Origin of the sequence: Psychrobacter sp. (assembly GCF_030454045.1) — a bacterium.
GTDB lineage: Bacteria > Pseudomonadota > Gammaproteobacteria > Pseudomonadales > Moraxellaceae > Psychrobacter.
In genome coordinates this window covers 1-17,832 of the sequence record NZ_JAKDJE010000060.1, presented here as the reverse complement: position 1 = coordinate 17,832, position 17,832 = coordinate 1, and the positions used below count along the sequence as shown (strand labels likewise).

General features: G+C 47.5%; 14 protein-coding genes. 3 read left to right on the top strand and 11 right to left on the bottom strand.

Translation table 11 applies throughout. The features are described 5' to 3' along the window. The first annotated feature begins 73 nt into the window (after nt 1-73). Nucleotides 74-1,918 (top strand): glutamine--fructose-6-phosphate transaminase (isomerizing), encoded by a 1,845-nt coding sequence (gene glmS / locus L0G63_RS10545; RefSeq protein WP_301450614.1) that lies wholly within the window; start codon nt 74-76, stop codon nt 1,916-1,918. 186 nt (nt 1,919-2,104) lie between these two features. Here the strand turns inward: glmS and L0G63_RS13705 are convergent, their stop codons facing one another. Together L0G63_RS13705 and fmdA are read right to left on the bottom strand one after the other, a co-directional pair. Next, the gene (locus L0G63_RS13705; RefSeq protein ID WP_367618361.1) at nt 2,105-2,455 is read right to left on the bottom strand and encodes a zinc ribbon domain-containing protein; all 351 of its coding nucleotides are present in this window, start codon (nt 2,453-2,455) and stop codon (nt 2,105-2,107) included. A gap of 36 nt (nt 2,456-2,491) precedes the next feature. After that, nucleotides 2,492-3,745, bottom strand: coding sequence for a formamidase (gene fmdA, locus L0G63_RS10540; protein ID WP_301450613.1), 1,254 nt, complete (start codon nt 3,743-3,745; stop codon nt 2,492-2,494). 273 nt (nt 3,746-4,018) lie between these two features. Here fmdA and truC point away from each other — a divergent pair, with 273 nt between their 5' ends. After that, nucleotides 4,019-4,786: a tRNA pseudouridine(65) synthase TruC gene (gene truC, locus L0G63_RS10535; RefSeq protein WP_301450612.1), complete on the top strand. Its 768-nt coding sequence runs from the start codon at nt 4,019-4,021 to the stop codon at nt 4,784-4,786. A 119-nt stretch (nt 4,787-4,905) separates the two neighbouring features. Here truC and L0G63_RS10530 read toward each other — a convergent pair whose 3' ends face one another. The 8 genes from L0G63_RS10530 to L0G63_RS10495 form a co-directional block, all read right to left on the bottom strand. Beyond that, a complete protein-coding gene (locus L0G63_RS10530) occupies nt 4,906-5,115 on the bottom strand; it encodes a barstar family protein (RefSeq protein WP_301450611.1) in 210 nt (69 codons plus the stop codon). 308 nt (nt 5,116-5,423) lie between these two features. After that, a complete protein-coding gene (locus tag L0G63_RS10525) occupies nt 5,424-6,224 on the bottom strand; it encodes a sulfite exporter TauE/SafE family protein (RefSeq protein WP_301450610.1) in 801 nt (266 codons plus the stop codon). A gap of 72 nt (nt 6,225-6,296) precedes the next feature. Beyond that, on the bottom strand, nt 6,297-6,788 hold the full coding sequence (locus L0G63_RS10520; protein ID WP_301450609.1) for a flavin reductase: 492 nt from the start codon (nt 6,786-6,788) through the stop codon (nt 6,297-6,299). Nucleotides 6,789-6,866: 78 nt separating this feature from the next. Continuing rightward, nucleotides 6,867-7,910: a methionine synthase gene (locus L0G63_RS10515; RefSeq protein WP_301450608.1), complete on the bottom strand. Its 1,044-nt coding sequence runs from the start codon at nt 7,908-7,910 to the stop codon at nt 6,867-6,869. A gap of 69 nt (nt 7,911-7,979) precedes the next feature. Next, a complete protein-coding gene (locus L0G63_RS10510; RefSeq protein ID WP_301450607.1) occupies nt 7,980-8,972 on the bottom strand; it encodes a DUF1852 domain-containing protein in 993 nt (330 codons plus the stop codon). Between the two features lie 273 nt (nt 8,973-9,245). Further along, the gene (locus L0G63_RS10505; RefSeq protein WP_301450606.1) at nt 9,246-9,740 is read right to left on the bottom strand and encodes a hypothetical protein; all 495 of its coding nucleotides are present in this window, start codon (nt 9,738-9,740) and stop codon (nt 9,246-9,248) included. Nucleotides 9,741-9,942: 202 nt separating this feature from the next. Beyond that, nucleotides 9,943-13,038, bottom strand: coding sequence for an efflux RND transporter permease subunit (locus L0G63_RS10500; protein WP_301450605.1), 3,096 nt, complete (start codon nt 13,036-13,038; stop codon nt 9,943-9,945). Further along, nucleotides 13,035-14,378, bottom strand: coding sequence for an efflux RND transporter periplasmic adaptor subunit (locus tag L0G63_RS10495; RefSeq protein WP_301450604.1), 1,344 nt, complete (start codon nt 14,376-14,378; stop codon nt 13,035-13,037). Before L0G63_RS10495 ends, L0G63_RS10500 begins: the two co-directional genes overlap by 4 nt. A 485-nt stretch (nt 14,379-14,863) precedes the next feature. Here L0G63_RS10495 and L0G63_RS10490 point away from each other — a divergent pair, with 485 nt between their 5' ends. Beyond that, a complete protein-coding gene (locus L0G63_RS10490; protein WP_256714007.1) occupies nt 14,864-14,992 on the top strand; it encodes a hypothetical protein in 129 nt (42 codons plus the stop codon). A 165-nt stretch (nt 14,993-15,157) separates the two neighbouring features. Here the strand turns inward: L0G63_RS10490 and recG are convergent, their stop codons facing one another. Beyond that, the gene (gene recG, locus L0G63_RS10485) at nt 15,158-17,509 is read right to left on the bottom strand and encodes an ATP-dependent DNA helicase RecG (RefSeq protein WP_301450603.1); all 2,352 of its coding nucleotides are present in this window, start codon (nt 17,507-17,509) and stop codon (nt 15,158-15,160) included. Nucleotides 17,510-17,832 lie beyond the last annotated feature (323 nt).

Below are 17,832 nucleotides of genomic sequence, written 5' to 3'. Positions count from 1 at the left end.
CTCTTTCTCATAGTGCTATCCTAAATATTTTTGCTTATCTAGGACAGCCCCAAAACAAATTTAAGGAAAAACCATGTGTGGAATCGTTGGCGCAGTTGCTGAACGCAATATTGCGAATATCTTGCTTGAAGGTCTTAAGCGTCTAGAATACCGAGGTTATGACTCAGCGGGCTTAACGGTCATTCGTGATGGTGAATTACATCGTGAGCGTCAAGTGGGCAAGGTTCAAGCCTTGGTCGATGCGGTTGAAGCCAGTACCGATTTTTTTGATGGGCATATTGGTATCGCTCATACTCGCTGGGCCACGCATGGCGAACCTGCACAGCGCAATGCACATCCGCACGTATCTGGTAAGATTGCCGTCGTTCACAATGGTATCGTCGAAAACTACGCTGAACTCAAAAAAGAGCTCATCGCTAAAGGCTACGAGTTTACCTCACAGACCGACACCGAAGTGGTGGCGCATCTGATTCATGACATTTATGAGCAAACCAATGATTTGCTAGAAGCGGTACGCGCAGTGATTCCTAAGCTGCATGGTGCATTTGCTTTAGGCATCATTCACGTGGACACACCAGATGAGCTGGTCGCGGTACGTTTAGGCTCGCCTTTAGTCATCGGTGTTGGTATTGGTGAAAATTTTATCGCCTCAGATCAGCTGGCACTACTGCCAGTCACCAACCGCTTTATGTACCTAGAAGAAGGCGATATTGCCAAATTGACCCGTGACAGTATTAAAGTCTATGTCAATGGCGAGGCAGTCAGCCGCGAAGTGCATGAAATCGATGCCAAGCAGCATAATGCTGACAAAGGCGAGTTCAAGCACTATATGCTCAAAGAAATCTATGAGCAGCCAGATGCAGTCGCGCGTACGCTTGAGATGGCGATTGATAACCGCCAAGCATCAGCCCTGCGTGATGACTTTTTAGCACGCAATGAAGCGCAGTTATCAGGCGTACAGCATGTACAAATCATCGCTTGCGGCACTAGCTATCATGCGGGGATGGTTTCTAAATATTGGTTTGAGAGCTTGATGCGCCTATCCTGCTCTGTTGAGGTTGCTAGTGAATTCCGCTATCGCAATCCTGTAGTACTCGACAACTCGCTGGTGATTTGTATCTCTCAGTCTGGTGAAACCGCAGATACCCTATCGGCCCTACGTGATATCAAAAAGCAAAACCCAGCAGGCTTGGTGAGTTTGGCCCTATGTAATGTCCCCACCTCATCACTGGTGCGCGAAACGGATGTGTTCTTGCCAACCTTAGCAGGCCCTGAGATTGGCGTGGCTTCAACCAAAGCTTTTACTACCCAGTTGGTTGCCTTGATGCTACTGATGCTAAAAACAGGGCATGTCCAAGACCGCATTGACGATGCTGCGCTTGCCAATCATATCAGCGAGCTACAAAAACTACCTGGTCAGCTCTATGCCAGCTTACATCTTGATGCCCCAATCAAAGCGATGGCAGAACGCTTTGAAGACAAAAGAAGTTGCTTATTTTTGGGTCGTGGTCTACAGTTCCCGATCGCCCTAGAAGGCGCGCTCAAGCTCAAAGAAATCTCTTATATCCACGCTGAAGGTTACGCCGCTGGTGAGCTCAAGCATGGCCCATTGGCGCTTGTTGACAAAGACATGCCGATTGTAATCCTTGCTCCTAAAGACAGCATGCTCGATAAGCTCAAAGCCAATATGCAAGAAGTACATGCCCGTCATGGTGAGCTATTTGTCTTCGCCAGTGAAGAGAGTCACATCAAGGCTGAAGATCGCTTACACGTGGTATATGTCAAAGAAGTGTGCGAGACGCTTGCCCCGATCATCTACAGCGTGCCAGTACAGCTGCTCTCTTACCACGTGGCCGTGATGCGCGGTACGGATGTTGATCAGCCACGTAACCTTGCTAAATCAGTGACGGTTGAGTAACAGTGATTACTCACTGACCGTGTGTTGTAAGAGAGTAATAAAACACAGTATTAAGTTTGCCCCCTGCTATTGTTACTATTAGCAGGGGTTTTTTGTGGTTTTAGAAATAAGAAAAGCGGCTTGAGTAACGCTGAACAAAAACAGATTATTTATGATCGGCACGGCTCAAGAAACCCTAGCAAACTCCTAGTGACTGATCATCCATGGCCTTTGACCAATAAAAGTTTTTGTGCCGTCGTTATTGATTAAGGTTCGACTGCTTTTACTCATTGATGCATCAGGAAGGAGCAATTTATTGCTCCTTGATGGCGCATGTTCTATTTGACTGCTTTTTAGTGGTGCATGTTGCGCACGCTCGTTGCACGCACACGCCTGCCTTTTATGGCTATCCATATTTAAAAGGCTGGGTGCAACAACGATGACCTGCGGGCACGCTATCTGGCATTCAGGGCAAGGTCTGTTTTCTCCAGAGTCGCTCATCTCTACCAGTTCATGAAATAAACCATGTTTTTGACATTTATAGTCGTATATGGGCATCACAAAACCTCCATATTTCGTGTTATCGGGTGGACTCTATTTTTCAAAAGGTTTAAGTTGAGGCGGGTTTTTGGCCAATGGTAAATCTGCTTCGTCTTTTGGCTGACGCTTGGGCATTTCTCCGCCTGGATTGATATCAAAATCAAATATCTCTGTCGGTAGCCATAATGTTGCACAAGCATTGGGCACATCTACCACACCGCTAATATGTGCCTGTATAGGCGCGCAGCCTAACAGCGAATAAGCCTGTGCGCCGCTATAACCAAATTTTTTCATGTACTCAATTGCATTGAGAACGGCTTGCCGATAGGCGACATTAACGTCTAGATAATGCTGCTTGCCACTTTCATCGACCGAAATACCTTCAAAGATCAAATAGTCTTTATAATTTGGGGTCAATGGGCTGGGTTTAAAAATTGGGTTTTTGATTGCATATTTTTCCATGCCATCTTTGATAAGCTTGACACGCAAATGAATCCAGCCCGCCATCTCAATCGCCCCGCAAAAGGTAATCTCACCATCGCCTTGACTAAAGTGCAAATCACCGACAGACAGTCCTGCTCCTTCGACATATACGGGGAAATACACCTTCGCGCCTTTCGTTAAATCTTTGATATCGCAATTGCCACCATGCTCACGCGGCGGTACGGTGCGCGCTCCTTCTGCCGCTGCTGTTTCTTTGTCATCACCCGTCATTCTGCCCATGTGCGCCGTTTTTGCAAATGGCAAATTACACAGTGCTGGGACGCGATCAGGTTCGGTATCGTACAACTCTTTTTCGCGTCTATTCCATTCATCCAGCATTTTTTTGGAAGGCAATGTGCCAATTAGCCCCGGATGAATGATGCCAGCAAACTCCACGCCAGGAATATGGCGCGACTTGGTATAAATACCATTAAAATCCCAAATAGATTTTTGTGCTTCAGGAAAATGCTCCGTCAAAAATCCGCCGCCATTTTGCTTAGAGAAAAACCCATTAAACCCCCACTCACTACCTGCCAGAGTACCAATATCGAGAATATCAACTTCTAGTAAATCTCCTAGTGCAGCCCCTTCTACACCAATAGGTCCGGACAAAAAATGAACCTGTGTTAGGTCCACATCCCTCACATCCTCCGCGCTATCATTATTTAATACCTGTCCCCCAGTCCAGTCAAAGCACTCCAAAATGAAATCTTCTCCTGGTTTGACGGTCGCTGCCATCGGTATATCAGGATGCCAGCGGTTATGTATGTTTTCATTATCATAAGGGGATTGGGTAAGATCAACTTCAACGAGAACTTTAGTCATAAGACACCTTTAGTAATTAATGAATTTTAGTTTGCAATTTTATCGATGCAAAATTAGTGCCAACATTTGTCATGAGTACTATCAATCATAATACCTAAGGCGCGAAATCTAAAGAGGTGTTACTTGAAATGGCGTATTATTTTGAACGCAGCTACTTGATAATAGAATATTCGATAATGAAAAAAGGGCGCTGTACTAGGTTTTTGCATAGTCAAACAGAAAAACATCAATAGCTGATATCATTACCATATCGTCAATATGAGTAATAAGAGTATGGAAATCCAAAGCAGTATCGCAAACGACATAGATATCATCTACGAAGACGAGTATTTGGTCGCGATTAACAAAGAAGCGGGCCTGCTGGTGCATCGCAGCTGGCTGGATAAAGGAGAGACGCGCTTTGCCATGCAGCTGACCCGTGATGCGGTCGGCTGCCATGTGTTTCCCGTACATCGCTTGGATAGGCCGACATCGGGCGTATTATTATTTGCCAAAAGCTCAGCCGTGGCGCGCACCTTAACTGAGGCGTTTACTGCGCATGAAGTGCCCAAGCAATATCTGGCAGTCGTGCGCGGCTTCATACCAGATAAAGGCACGATTGACTACGCGCTCAGTTTTCAGCCCGATGCGATTGCGGATAAGTTTGCCGATTGGGACAAGCCTGCTCAAGAGGCGGTAACTCACTGGCAATGCTTGGCACAGATCGAGCTGCCTGTCGCAGTGTCAAAAAAGCACGCCACCAGCCGCTATAGCCTTGTTCAATTGACCCCTGAAACGGGGCGCAAGCACCAACTGCGTCGGCATATGAAGCATGTCTTTCATCCTATTATCGGTGATACCAGCTATGGCGACATACGGCATACGCGATTTTTTCGCACCCAGTATGACTGTACGCGGATGCTGCTACATGCTCAGGCGTTGGCGCTCAATCACCCGATTACGGGTGAGCCATTATTGCTAGAAGCAGGATTGGATGATCAATGGATGGGTATCTTAGAAGCGTTTGCTTGGGTGGTGAGTGCTAAAGCTTATCTAAAATAATCAGTGAAAAAAGCCAGAATACGGCTGCTAAAGGTTTGTTTCCCTATACAGGCATCGAACTACGCGTTGTATGCCTAATATCTATAGTGTTCTATTAACAACTAAGATAGCTAGCAGAACTAAGTTAAGGTATAAGCAAACTTTTCTTCCAAGTTGAATTGCTCGTCCTGGTTTTTAACTTTTTCGAGAATAAAAACTATCTCTTTAAAGCAACTCAGCTTTTCTTTTGAAGTAGCCGAATTGAACCATATTAAATTAATTGGTCTCTCTACACCCCCGCTTAATAGATCCCATAATGCATCAAGATTCTTACCGTAGTAGAGCTCCACATCAAACTGCCGTGAATTTCAATATTCATAATTGTTTCCAATATACCTTACTCAGTAGAGAGGTATCATTAAAAAGCCTCGGCATCTATTATAAGAGTTTTTTTAATTAGAATATAAGAATGTATAGGCGGTCTATTCCAAGTATACCCCAGTAGAACCAGTTACCTTACCACTCAAACTTATCAATAAACTACCAAAAATAGACCAAATCAATAAAACCACTTATATCAGAGTAATAAGCGATACATGATTTACAGCATTAGACACTATAACCCTGTGAATGAGCTTTATCCTTTAAATACCCCGACTCAAACCAGCCCTTTATATAGAAAAAAGCAGCTGACCACGATGAGCAGCACCGCGAAGCATTTTTTTAATAAAGGTGGTGAGAGCTGATGCGCGACTTTTGCCCCCAGCTTGGCGGTAAAAAAGCTCATCACACCGATGCCGAAAAATGCATAAATATGCACAAAACCAATGGCATTAGGGATATTGGCCTGATCTTGTATCCCAAAAAACATAAAACCAAGCGCACCAGCAATGGCAATCGGTAACCCGCACGCCGCAGAGGTGCCCACCGCTTTTTGCATCACCACACCATAGCGCGTGAGGTACGGCACGGTCAAACTGCCACCGCCAATCCCAAAAATAGCCGACGCCACACCAATCCCTGACCCTGCGGCAAGCTGCTTGGGCGTAGACGGCAGCGTCTCATGCACCGCGACGGTTTTTTTGCCACCGCGAAACATTTTGAGCGCGACCCACAGCAGAAAGATTCCAACGATGATTTGCAAATGCCCACTGGATAGCCAGCCTGCGATACCCGCGCCAAAAAAGCAGCCCAGCGCCATACCAGGGGCAAGGTTAGTGACCACAGGCCACATGACCGCGCCTTTCTTATTGTGCGCCATGAGCGAGCTGATGGAGGTAACAATGATGGTGGCAAGCGAGGTGCCGAGCGCCAGATGCATGATCACATCAGGGCTGTAGCCCATTTGGGTAAAGACAATAAACAGGAGCGGCACGATAATCGTCCCGCCACCGACACCGAACAGCCCCGCTGCAAAGCCTGCAAGCGCGCCTATGATTAAAAAGATGATAATTTCCACAGGATGGTTACTTTTTTTAGTTAATTTTTCAGTTACTGTTGGCTGGCGAATAAGGCGAATAGCAAGAGACGTTTACGCAGGCTCGCTCTGGCGGAGGTGATGATAAGCACGGTTAAAATAGACCAAACTCTCCTCTTGCTCGCTCTGCCTGATGGCGACGACGCGGCACATAAAGACGCTGTGCGTGCCCACATCTTGAACCGATTCAATCTCACAATCTAGATTGACCAAGGCGTCCTCTAACGCAGGTGCGCCTGTGACCAACGTGTCCCATATGCCATGTTCAAAACGGGCGTCAGAATCGAGCTTTGAGGCAAAGACATTGGATAACGGCTCATGCTGCGTGCCGAGTACATTGACGCACAAGGTATTATTACCCACAAAATGTACATGCGAGCGCGCTGCGCGATTCATACACACCAGCACTGTCGGTGGGTCATCGCTGACGCTACACACTGCGGAGGCAGTAAACCCATGCGCGCCTGAGGTGCCGTTGGTGGTGACCACATGCACGGCGGTGGTCAGTCGTGATAGGGCATTTCTAAAATCGATGGCTTCAATCATGACGGTACACTACCTTAGATCATCATTAATGGACGGCATAGGCGACCGACTATGGACAGTCAATCGTGTCAATACAATTTACGCTGCTGCGGTAGCCGCGTTCAGCTCTTTACGGACAATCGCCGCGCCTGCACTTAGGGCTGCTAATTTACCGCGAGCAACGTGACGTGGCAGCGGCGTCATACCGCAGTTGGTTGAAGGATATAACTTGTCCGCATCGACAAATTGCAAGGCTTTACGCAGCGTATCAGCGACTGCCTCAGGCGTTTCAATCTCATTGGTCGCCACATCAATCGCGCCAACCATCACTTTTTTACCACGAATCAGCTCAATCAAATCCATCGGTACGCGTGAGTTTTGGCACTCAAGCGACACGATATCAATTTTTGATTGTTGCAGTTTTGGAAAGGCTTCTTCGTACTGACGCCACTCCGAGCCAAGCGTTTGTTTCCAGTCGTTGTTTGCCTTAATGCCGTAGCCGTAGCAGATGTGTACGGCCGTTTCGCACTTTAAGCCTTCAATAGCGCGCTCTAGTGTCGCCACGCCCCAATCGTTCACTTCATCAAAAAAGACGTTAAATGCAGGCTCATCAAACTGAATGATGTCCACACCCGCCGCCTCTAGCTCTTTGGCCTCTTGGTTAAGGATTTTAGCAAATTCCCACGCCAACTTTTCGCGGCTTTTGTAGTGACCATCGTACAAGGTATCAATCATGGTCATCGGCCCTGGCAGCGCCCATTTAATCGGCTGGTCGGTCAGTGAACGCAAAAACTTGGCATCGTCAACGAATACAGGCTTTTGACGGCTCACATCACCGACCACCGACGGCACGCTCGCATCATAGCGATTGCGAATACGCACGGTCTCACGGTTTTCAAAATCCACGCCATCCAAATGCTCAATAAAGGTGGTCACAAAATGCTGACGTGTCTGCTCGCCATCACTGACGATATCAATGCCTGCCAGCAGTTGCTCTTGTAGTGACACACGCAAGGCATCTTTTTTGGCTTCTGCCAGTACGTCATCGGCGACTTTCCATGGTGACCAAAGCTTTTCAGGCTCAGCCAGCCATGCAGGTTTTGGCAAGCTGCCAGCGGTAGAGGTCGGTAATAATAAAGTCATGTCGGTATATCTTCTATAAAAGTAATAAGTCGCTTAAAAATGAATGCGCGTGCGATAAAGCAAAGGCACTTATGCCGCGTCTTGTTCAGGCTTATAGTTGGCCGCCCACGTATCCAAGATGTCTTGATACGGCTTGATAAACTGCTCTTCGGTAAACTTGCCTTGCTTGACGGCCATTTGGCTACGCTCTTCACGGTCATAAACAATCTGCGTCAGCGAATAGTCTTGGTATTTTAGGCTTGGCTGATAGACCTGACCTGCCGTTGAATTGGCGTTATAAATCTCAGGACGATAAATCTTTTGGAACGTCTCCATCGTGCTGATTGCACTGATCAGCTCAAGATCGGTGTAGTCGCTGGTCAAGTCGCCCGCAAAGTAAAAGGCGAGTGGCGCAGCGCTGCCCTCAGGCTTAAAGTAACGCACAACCAAGCCCATTTTGTAAAAATAATCGTCGGTCAATGAATACTCGTCTTGCTTGTATTCTACGCCCAGCACAGGGTGCACATTGGTGGTGCGGTAATAGGTCTTGCTGGTCGATACGCTGAGGCAAATTACAGGCTGCTTGTCAAAGTTTTCTTGATAGGCGTCTGAGCTCAGTAAGTATTTAAACAATTTGCCATGCAAGTCGCCAAAATCTTCAGGCGCTTTGGTATTTGGGTGCTTATTAAAATGCTCCAGTAGCACCACGCTAAAATCATAATCACGCACATAAGAAGAAAAGCTGTTGCCGACCATACCGTCGATGCGCTTGTTTTCTTTGTGGTCAACGATGGTGGTTTGTAGCATCTCAATCACAGGGAACGCATCGCCATTGCCTTCGATATCCATGTTGGCAGACACGATGTCTACTTCGACCGAATAACGATCGGCATTTGGGTTGTCCCAATGCGCCAGTGCGTTAAAGCGGTTATTAATCATGGTAATCGCTTTGCGTAGGTTGTCTTCGCGTGCTTCACCGCGCGCAAGATTGGCAAAGTTGGTCGTCATGCGCGTGCTGCTGGCAGGCTGATAGTTTTCATCAAAACGAATGTGCTTGATTGAACATGCAAAAGGCTTAGTCATGGTGATTCCTACCCTACAAATTGAAATAACACTGAATGTCTGTATGGGTGTATTAAACCAAATCTTTAACATGAATAAAAACGATATAAACTTAGTATAAGATGAATTTTATTCATTATTAGTAGTTGTGACTTTTTTTAATCATAACTACGTCATTTTCTATTAGAGATATTTTATAGATAGAAAAAAACCTTAAGACAGCAGCGCTGTTATCTTAAGGTTTATTGGTTTTTACTTCTGAAAAATATACATCACCAAAAATCTTACTTTACGCTACACCCCAAACCCACAAGCAATGCTGTTATCCTTTTTATCAAACGTTAAATGCGTAAAGCCCTCGCCCGTTACTTGATAGCCGCTACTGTCGTTTTTGGTCACTGTATTGACATCATATTTATCCACGGGCAGCGCAAACTCCTTACGTAATGCTTGCGGATCATTGGCAAAGTATAATTTTAGATGTGACCACTCATACCCACTTAAGTATTCAATCTTATTCAGCGGCCGCCCAAAGGCAGTGGCATTACTGAGCACATACGTCGTGAGGGTTTCTTTATCGGTATTTTCGCCACGATAGCGCGTTTCGGTATCGATAATCGATTGCTGATAAGGTATGGGTAAGCTGCTGGTGGTCGGGTTAGGATAATCACAGCCTTTTTGCATGGATTTGAGATATGGGGTCCAGTCGGTACTGGTCGCTTGTTGCGTGGCACAGCTGGTCAATGACAAGGCGGCAACCATACTTAAAGTGATGGTGGTTAGTTTCATAGATGCCTCCTGAAGACAAATCATAGAATAGGGTTTGATAATGGCGTTACTATAACGTATTGGTATATCAGACAATTAAACGATAGGTAAAAAGGCATATGGGTTCTATGACAGTTTGGTTGTGAGATGTATCAAAAAACCCCATACGTGGTAGTCACGTATGGGGTGCATGATCATCATGATGACTGTGTATTGCAGTATGTTAAATATGTGGGCTTCTCTTCTTCCCATGTGGCACCAGCCATTTGGTAAACCATCCTGACACATCGTCCATCAACGTATAGACAACTGGAATAACTACCAGACTGAGTAGCGTTGAGGTGACCAGACCGCCCAATACTGCTGCTGCCATTGGTCGCCTAAACGTAGGATCAGCATCACCCCAACCAAAGACCAGTGGCAACATGCCTGCACCCATCGCAATGGTGGTCATGATGATAGGCCGCGCACGCTTGCGACAGGCATCCATAATGGCCTCAAAACGCGCCAGCCCGCGGCGCTGAGCAATCAGCGCGTAATCGACGAGTAGGATTGAGTTTTTGGTTGCGATACCCATAAGCATAATAAAACCAATCATCGACGGCATCGACAGACTACTATTGGTAATGACCAAACCCACAAACGCGCCGCCTATCGATAACGGCAGTGCCATCAAAATGGTAAATGGCTGTAATAAACGGCCAAATAATAAAATAAGAACGCCTAAGATACAGACCACACCCACCGACATCGCAATGATAAACCCACTAAACAGCTCCGCCATATTTTCGGCTTGACCTTGATCAATGATGGTAATCGAAGGCGGTAATTGCTGCATCGTTGGCACGGATTTGACCGCTTGTACTAGATCGCCGAGCTCACCATCCGCTGGTTGCACAGTGATACTAATCGCACGCTCCCGATCCAGCCTGCTAATCTGAGCAGGCCCTGTCCCAAAGTCTAGCGCCGCCACTTCGCCCACCCGTACCCCTTGCCCAGCAGGTAGGGTACTTGGCACATATAAGCCTTCTAACTGACTGACGTTTTGCTTGGCGACATCGGGTAGACGCACCACGATAGGAATCTGACGCGTATCAAGATTGAGCTTAGACAAGCGCTGCTCATAATCGCCAACAGTCGCCACACGCAACGTGGTCGCAATGTCTTGCGTCGTTACCCCTTTGTCAGCCATCGCTAGTCTATCTGGCGTCACCGTGAGCTCTTGACGCGGCAAACTGCGATCGCTGGTCACCGCGCCTGCACTTGGCAAACCTCGTATCTCAGTCATGATTTTTTGTGCAGTCTGCTCGAGCAATTGGGGGTTGGTACTGGTTAATGAAAAGTTATAACCACTCTCCCCGCCACTCGATAGCCCAACCGTAAATCGCGCCCCCGGCACTTCGGTCATTAACTGGCTAATTTTGCGTTCGATCTCTTGCTTGGTGCCTCGTTCTGCACGTGGGGCAAGTACGATATCCAAACCCGCAATGTTTTCAGCTTTACCGCCACCACCGTCCGACGCACCCATCGACGCTTGTGCCTCTCCCACCGAGGTAAAGATATTCGTCACCTCAGGCATGGCTAGGATCCGCTCACGGGCGAGCGCAGCCACCCGCTCTGTATCTTCTAATGCCACATCAGGCGTCAGCTCGATCGCCACGCGTGTCTGATCGATATCGTTATCAGGGATAAAAGCGGTTGGCAGCAGCTTGACCAGCCCTAATGAGGCCACAAACAATACCAGCGTTGCCCCCATGGTCAGCCAGCGGTGACGCAATGTCCACGAAACAATTTTAAGATAGTATCCCATCATCGCGCTTTGTTTTTCGACGTGGTTTTTTTCAGGTCGAAGCACGTATGCCGCCATCATCGGTGTGATCAAACGCGCCACCATGAGTGAGGCAAAAATGGATAATGCTGCCGTCCAACCAAACTGTCGGAAAAACTGTCCAACGATACCGCCCATAAAGGCTGTCGGCAAAAACACCGCAATCAAAGTAAAGGTCGTGGCAACCACCGCCAGACCAATCTCATCAGCCGCCTCCATCGCCGCTTCATAAGGGGTTTTGCCCATACGCAAATGTCGTATGATGTTTTCGACCTCAACGATCGCATCATCGACCAGTACGCCAATGACGAGTGATAAAGCCAGTAAGGAGATAATATTGAGGCTAAAGCCAAAGAGATACATGCCCAAAAAGGTAGGAATCACCGATAAAGGTAAAGCGACAGCGGCAACGATCGTCGCTCGAATATTACGCAGGAATAAAAATACGACGACGACCGCTAAAATGCCACCTTCGATCAACATCCGTAGAGAGGCTTCATAATCCTCAGCAATGGGTGTCGCTCGATCATAGACTTTTTCGATACTAATATTGCCAGTATCATCGGTCAGCTTGGCAAGCTCATCATCAACCAGCGCCATGACATCGACTTCACTGGCACCGCGCGAGCGAGTGATGTTAAATGCCACTACTGTTTTACCGTCAAGCTTAGCAATAGAGCTTGGGTCGGCGGCGCCATCGGTGATCTTTGCCATCCGTCCGAGCGCTTGCGTCCCGCCAGTAGGCACCGCCACCTGCAAATTATTCAGCTCACGGGCCCGCTCCACCGCGCCAAGCACACGGATCGTCTGCGTCGTATTTCCGACTTCTGCCTCACCGCCAGAGCTGTCTTGCTGGATACCCGCAATTTGCTGCGACAGCTGAGAGATGGGTAATTTCAAACCACTTAGCGCAATCGGATCAGCGGCAACGGTAATCTCACGCTGAAGTCCGCCAACACGGCTGACGGTACTAACACCCGGTATGTCAGAGAGCTGCTTGGTGACCGTATCATCCACAAACCACGACAGATCCTCTACGCTCATATTGTCAGAAGCCACAGAGTACGTGACTACTGGGAACCCTGCGGTAGATACCTTGGTAATAATAGGATCATTAGCAGCAGCGGGTAGATCGCCACGTACTTCACCCACCGCCGAGCGTACATCGTCGACGGCTTCTTGAATGTCTTTTTCTAATACAAACTCGGTCGCCATTGTCGCAGCACCAGTCTGCAACGTGGTGCGGATATGACTCACACCTTCGATACTGGTCAGTTTGTTTTCAATTTTCTTGGCAATATCGTTTTCGAGCTGCGAGGGCGCGGCACCCGGCAACGTGACTGTCACCACTACAGCGGGCAGGTCGATATCCGGAAACTGCTGCACCTTCATTTTCATAAAGCCATAAATACCCCCTAATGTGAGGAGTACAAATAGCAATATCGCCACGAGCGGATTTTTGATCGAGTAAGCGGAGACGTTTAGGCTCATGATTGTGCCTGCGCTGCTGTATTGACGGCGGTACTGGCTTGGCCCACACCATTAACGATACGCACCAAATCGCCATCGTTTAAGAAACTACCGCCTTGCTGCACAATATGGCTGTCACTTGGCAATGGCTCTAGCACGGCGACGTTTTCACCAAGTCGCTCGCCTAAGGTCACTCGTTGTTGTTTGATACGTCCCATTGATTTACCATCTGTCGTGGTCAGATTAGTCACTAGCATCACATAGTCATAACCATCGTTACTGACGATAGCGCTATTAGGAATCGTCTGAGTGCTGGCACTACCGAGTAGGAACTCGCCTGTCTGATACATGCCAGCGCGAATTTTTGAATTAGTCGCGAGGCTCGCATAAATCGTGATTTGGCGATTATTATCTGCCGTCGGAGCGATACGGTTCACCTGTCCCATCACACTATCATCACCGGATAGAGCGACTCGTACAGGTGTACCAATATTGATATCGCCAATCAGCTTCGGATCTAACTCTGCTCGCCATTCCAATATACCGTCTTTGATAATCGTAAATAATGGATCACCACCTGCAACCTGCCCAACCTCGATCATTTTTTCACTAATAATACCGCTAACAGGGGCAACCACTGTGGCATTATCAAGGGTCAAACGCTGATTGCTTAAACGGGCTTTGGATGCTTGCAACGCTGCGCGGGCACGTACCTCAGAAGTACGGTAGCGATCGGCTTCTTGTTTACTAATGGCGTCAATATCGATGAGTGGCAATACGCGGGCCGCATCGGCGCTGGCGTTGGCAAGTGTGGCTTCTGCCTCTGCCACATCTGCCTCAGCTTGCAGCACTTGCTGCTCCATCGCATCAGTATCAAACATTGCGAGCACTTGCCCCGCTCTCACGCGGTCGCCCTCTTCGACCAATACACGCTCGATGGCCACACCACTGACTTTTGCACTGACATTAGCGATATCTTTGGCGTTGATGGTGCCATCAGCGCTAAGTGTGCGACCGATATCATCTTGGCTTGGGCTGACGGTTTCTACTGACAAAACAGACTGCTCCGTACTCGCAGTGCTATCAGCTTCATTGCCACCTGCCACACCACTAGAGGCTACTGTCTCCTCTCGCAACTCGTCTGCACTACCGCCCCAATACTTACCTAGCACAAATCCAATCACCAGCACCGCAACCAATGCTGGCAACAACCATAGTGGCATTTTTGCAGGAGAGTTTTTAGATAAGGCATCAGATTGACGATATGGTGGTAGCTCAGCGTGTTGAGGTGTCTTAATATTGGTTTGCTGTCCGCTAGTCGGTTCTTGCTTATTATCAGCAGGGTCTTTAAAGTCACTCATAGTCGGTCTCTATAAATAAGCACAGTACTCGCTAGCGCCGTAAAAGGTATAAAGGAAACAAAGTGGGGCAGGCAGATCTTGTTGATAGTCGCTTTTAATATTGTAGACTAACGCTCAATGGGGTCAATCCTGTTAAGTATCCGCATAGTCAGCCGCCGACCCAGCATAAGATACTATTAAGATATTGAACTTCATCAAGATATTATCACTAAAAAGGATTGTGCAAGTGTTAAATAAAAGCAGATGATGTAGGTATATGACGCTATCAATTCTAGGCTTAAACGCTTCACAGCATGCTATTTCACATTTAGATCGTCAATACTCATGACCAAACATACTGAGATGATGAATGGCATGACATAAGATAACGCCTCTCAAAATCATCAGTCATAAAACCCAGCGATACAGACGCCCTACAGTTTCGGCTTGTATTTATGAGGGGATTTGTCATTATGGTTCTAAATCTATTAATAAAGGAAACCATCATGGCTAATAAATCAGAGGTGAAAAAGCTCAAACAAGAAATTAAAGACACCAAAGCAAAGATTAAGCAAAAAAATAAAGACCTCAAAGCGCTTAAGAAAGCATTGAAAAAAGCAAAAAAAATGAAATAGCTTAAACGGTGTAGCAATTGGCTGTAATAAATAGAAGAGGATGGCAATGGCTGTCCTCTTTTTTTGCTCTTTTTTACTCTCAGTATCAGGATGATCTTATGTCATTCAGTGTCATGACGAAAGACAGCACTAACCACATAACTGATTACCTCACTGATGTATAAACTAGGCGTTGGTATAACGACTTGCCTCTGGCATCCAGCGATGAATCAATTGGCTGACATCTGCTTTTCTGGTAGGGTCTGCAATCAAGTGCTTGGCCAAGCGCTGCGCAATCGCAAATAACTGCTCATCACGTATCAAATCAGCCAAATAATAGCCAACATTGCCTGTTTGACGCTTGCCCAGTAGCTCACCTGGTCCGCGCAGCTCTAAGTCTTTTTGAGCAATGACAAAGCCATCTGTACTATCCCGCAAGACATTGAGGCGCTCTGTTCCCGTCTCTGATAACGGTTTTTGGTATAACAACACACAAAAGCTCTTGGTTGAGCCACGCCCAACGCGCCCGCGAAGCTGATGCAACTGTGACAGACCCAAACGCTCCGCATTTTCAATCACCATGAGTGAGGCATTGGGTACATCGACCCCCACCTCGATGACGGTTGTGGCAATCAGCAAATCCAAATCACCCGCCTTAAACGCCTGCATGATGGCTTGCTTATCCGCAGACTTCATTTTGCCATGTACTAAGCCAATGCGAATATCTAAGCGCTCCTTCAAATCCTCATATGTGGCTTCAGCCGCTTGTGCATCCAATACGCTAGACGCCTCAACTAACGAGCACACCCAATACGCTTGCCTACCTGCCTCGCAATTCACGGCAATGCGTTCGATCACCTCATCGCGGCGATTGCGATCGATGGTCACCGTGGTAATGGGGGTACGCCCTGGTGGCAACTCATCAATAATGGAGGTGTCCATATCGCCATAGAGGCTCATGGCAAGCGTTCGCGGAATCGGGGTTGCCGTCATGATTAGCTGATGCGGCGTACTATTGGCCACGCCTTTATTGGTTAATGCCATGCGCTGCTCAACGCCAAATCGATGCTGCTCATCAATGATGACAAGTCCCAATTTAGCAAACTCAACGTGCTCTTGAAACAAGGCATGGGTACCAACGACGATTTGTACCGTATTTTCCGCAACCGCTTCCAATGCTTCGCGGCGCTGTTTGGCAGTTTGCTTACCAGCGAGCCAGCCGACACCAATACCCAGCGGCTCAAACCAGTGTTTAAAGTTCACAAGATGCTGCTCTGCCAAAATCTCAGTCGGTGCCATGACTGCCACCTGCCAACCACTGTCCAGCGCATAGCCCGCCGCTCCTGCTGCAACCAACGTCTTGCCAGCACCCACATCGCCTTGTACCAGTCGTAGCATTGGAATAGAGGTTGCCATGTCGGTCGTGATGTCTTTCATCACTCGTTTTTGTGCACCTGTCAGATCAAACGGCAATGCGCCAAATAGCTTATCAGACAGCGGACTGTGGGTCGTACATTTGGGTGCTTTGTGCTGATGCAGCTGCTGACGACGGTACAGTAAGCTGAGCTGATGCGCCGTTAGCTCTTCGATAATTAAGCGCTGGCAGGCAGCATGAGTACGCGCCGTCAGTTGGGTTAACAGTTTATATTGCTGACTTGCGCTGGTGTAGGTTGGCGGTGTATGCAGCAATACTAACGCTTCAAATATCGTCAAGTTATAGACATTGCTATGAGCAATGCGGGCAGCCGCGCTATGGGCATCATGATTGACGTCATAAATGGACGTAGCGGGCTTATTCACACTATTACCAATCACATGATCAGGGACACTACGGGCTAACGTTGAAAAAATATCGTCTGGAAATGGAACGTCTAACACGACTGGCTTGGCTGGCTCAAAAGGCACTAAGGGTAGATCCGCCACAACGGCAAAATCTTCCGCCGTAAACAGCGTCATTGGTAGACCTTGACTACGAACCGTCTGCAGGGCCAGCTTAATCAAAGTGCGCAGCTTATTTTGGTGTAAGCCTTTCACACTCGGATAAATGGGCTGTAAACCCGTATCGGTTGTGATCGCATTGTCTGTGATAACTTGATATTCAGGATGATGGATTTGTTTACCATAACGACTGACTTTGACCTCACCAAACAGCTGCAGTCGCGTTCCCACATTCATGGTCTGCGCCAGTCCGCGATATACCTTAAAAAACCGCAAAGCTATGGTGCCTGTGTCATCATCTATCACAACCGTCATACCGCTGCGCTTGGTATCGACATGAACCACGCGACCAGTAATGAGAGCGGACTGTCCGTGCTCTACCTCTGCGATTGACACTAGGCGACTGCGATCTTCATAATCACGCGGCAGGTGTAACAACAAATCAAATATCCGCTTGATATTCAACTGTGCCAACTGCTCAGCCACCTTTGTCCCAACACCTGCCAGCGCGGTTACTGGCATATCTAGCGCCGAGAGTGGCCGATCAGACCTCACGTGGTTTTCTGCATTGGCTACAGACGCATTCACCGATAGTGGCATCAAAAAATCCTAACAAGGTTATTTATCGTTTTGTCTATGGTATCGACTGCTTCAAATATACCGTACCTAGCCAGGGTTGTCATAACATTGCCCGCAAAAACAGCAAAATGTAAACACTGACCCATATCATGATAGCTAAGCCGTCACCGACTTGTGCTAAGCTATTACGTCATGACTACAAAACCCTTTGAGACAAATTGTTTCCTTCTATCACATGCCTAGCAGCTGTCTTATTTTCTACCTCATGGTTTTTCTGCATCATAGTTTTTACCCCACTCTCAACTTCGAAAGTGATTGAAAAAAGAAGAGCACCTCACTAATCT

Excerpts from the sequence above, each read along its gene's own strand:
- glmS (WP_301450614.1), top strand. The coding sequence starts at position 74 with ATGTGTGGAATCGTTGGCGCAGTTGCTGAACGCAATATTGCGAATATC.
- L0G63_RS13705 (WP_367618361.1), bottom strand. The coding sequence starts at position 2,455 with ATGCCCATATACGACTATAAATGTCAAAAACATGGTTTATTTCATGAA.
- fmdA (WP_301450613.1), bottom strand. The coding sequence starts at position 3,745 with ATGACTAAAGTTCTCGTTGAAGTTGATCTTACCCAATCCCCTTATGAT.
- truC (WP_301450612.1), top strand. The coding sequence starts at position 4,019 with ATGGAAATCCAAAGCAGTATCGCAAACGACATAGATATCATCTACGAA.
- L0G63_RS10520 (WP_301450609.1), bottom strand. The coding sequence starts at position 6,788 with ATGATTGAAGCCATCGATTTTAGAAATGCCCTATCACGACTGACCACC.
- L0G63_RS10515 (WP_301450608.1), bottom strand. The coding sequence starts at position 7,910 with ATGACTTTATTATTACCGACCTCTACCGCTGGCAGCTTGCCAAAACCT.
- L0G63_RS10510 (WP_301450607.1), bottom strand. The coding sequence starts at position 8,972 with ATGACTAAGCCTTTTGCATGTTCAATCAAGCACATTCGTTTTGATGAA.
- L0G63_RS10505 (WP_301450606.1), bottom strand. The coding sequence starts at position 9,740 with ATGAAACTAACCACCATCACTTTAAGTATGGTTGCCGCCTTGTCATTG.
- L0G63_RS10500 (WP_301450605.1), bottom strand. The coding sequence starts at position 13,038 with ATGAGCCTAAACGTCTCCGCTTACTCGATCAAAAATCCGCTCGTGGCG.
- L0G63_RS10495 (WP_301450604.1), bottom strand. The coding sequence starts at position 14,378 with ATGAGTGACTTTAAAGACCCTGCTGATAATAAGCAAGAACCGACTAGC.
- L0G63_RS10490 (WP_256714007.1), top strand. The coding sequence starts at position 14,864 with ATGGCTAATAAATCAGAGGTGAAAAAGCTCAAACAAGAAATTAAAGAC.
- recG (WP_301450603.1), bottom strand. The coding sequence starts at position 17,509 with ATGCCACTATCGGTGAATGCGTCTGTAGCCAATGCAGAAAACCACGTG.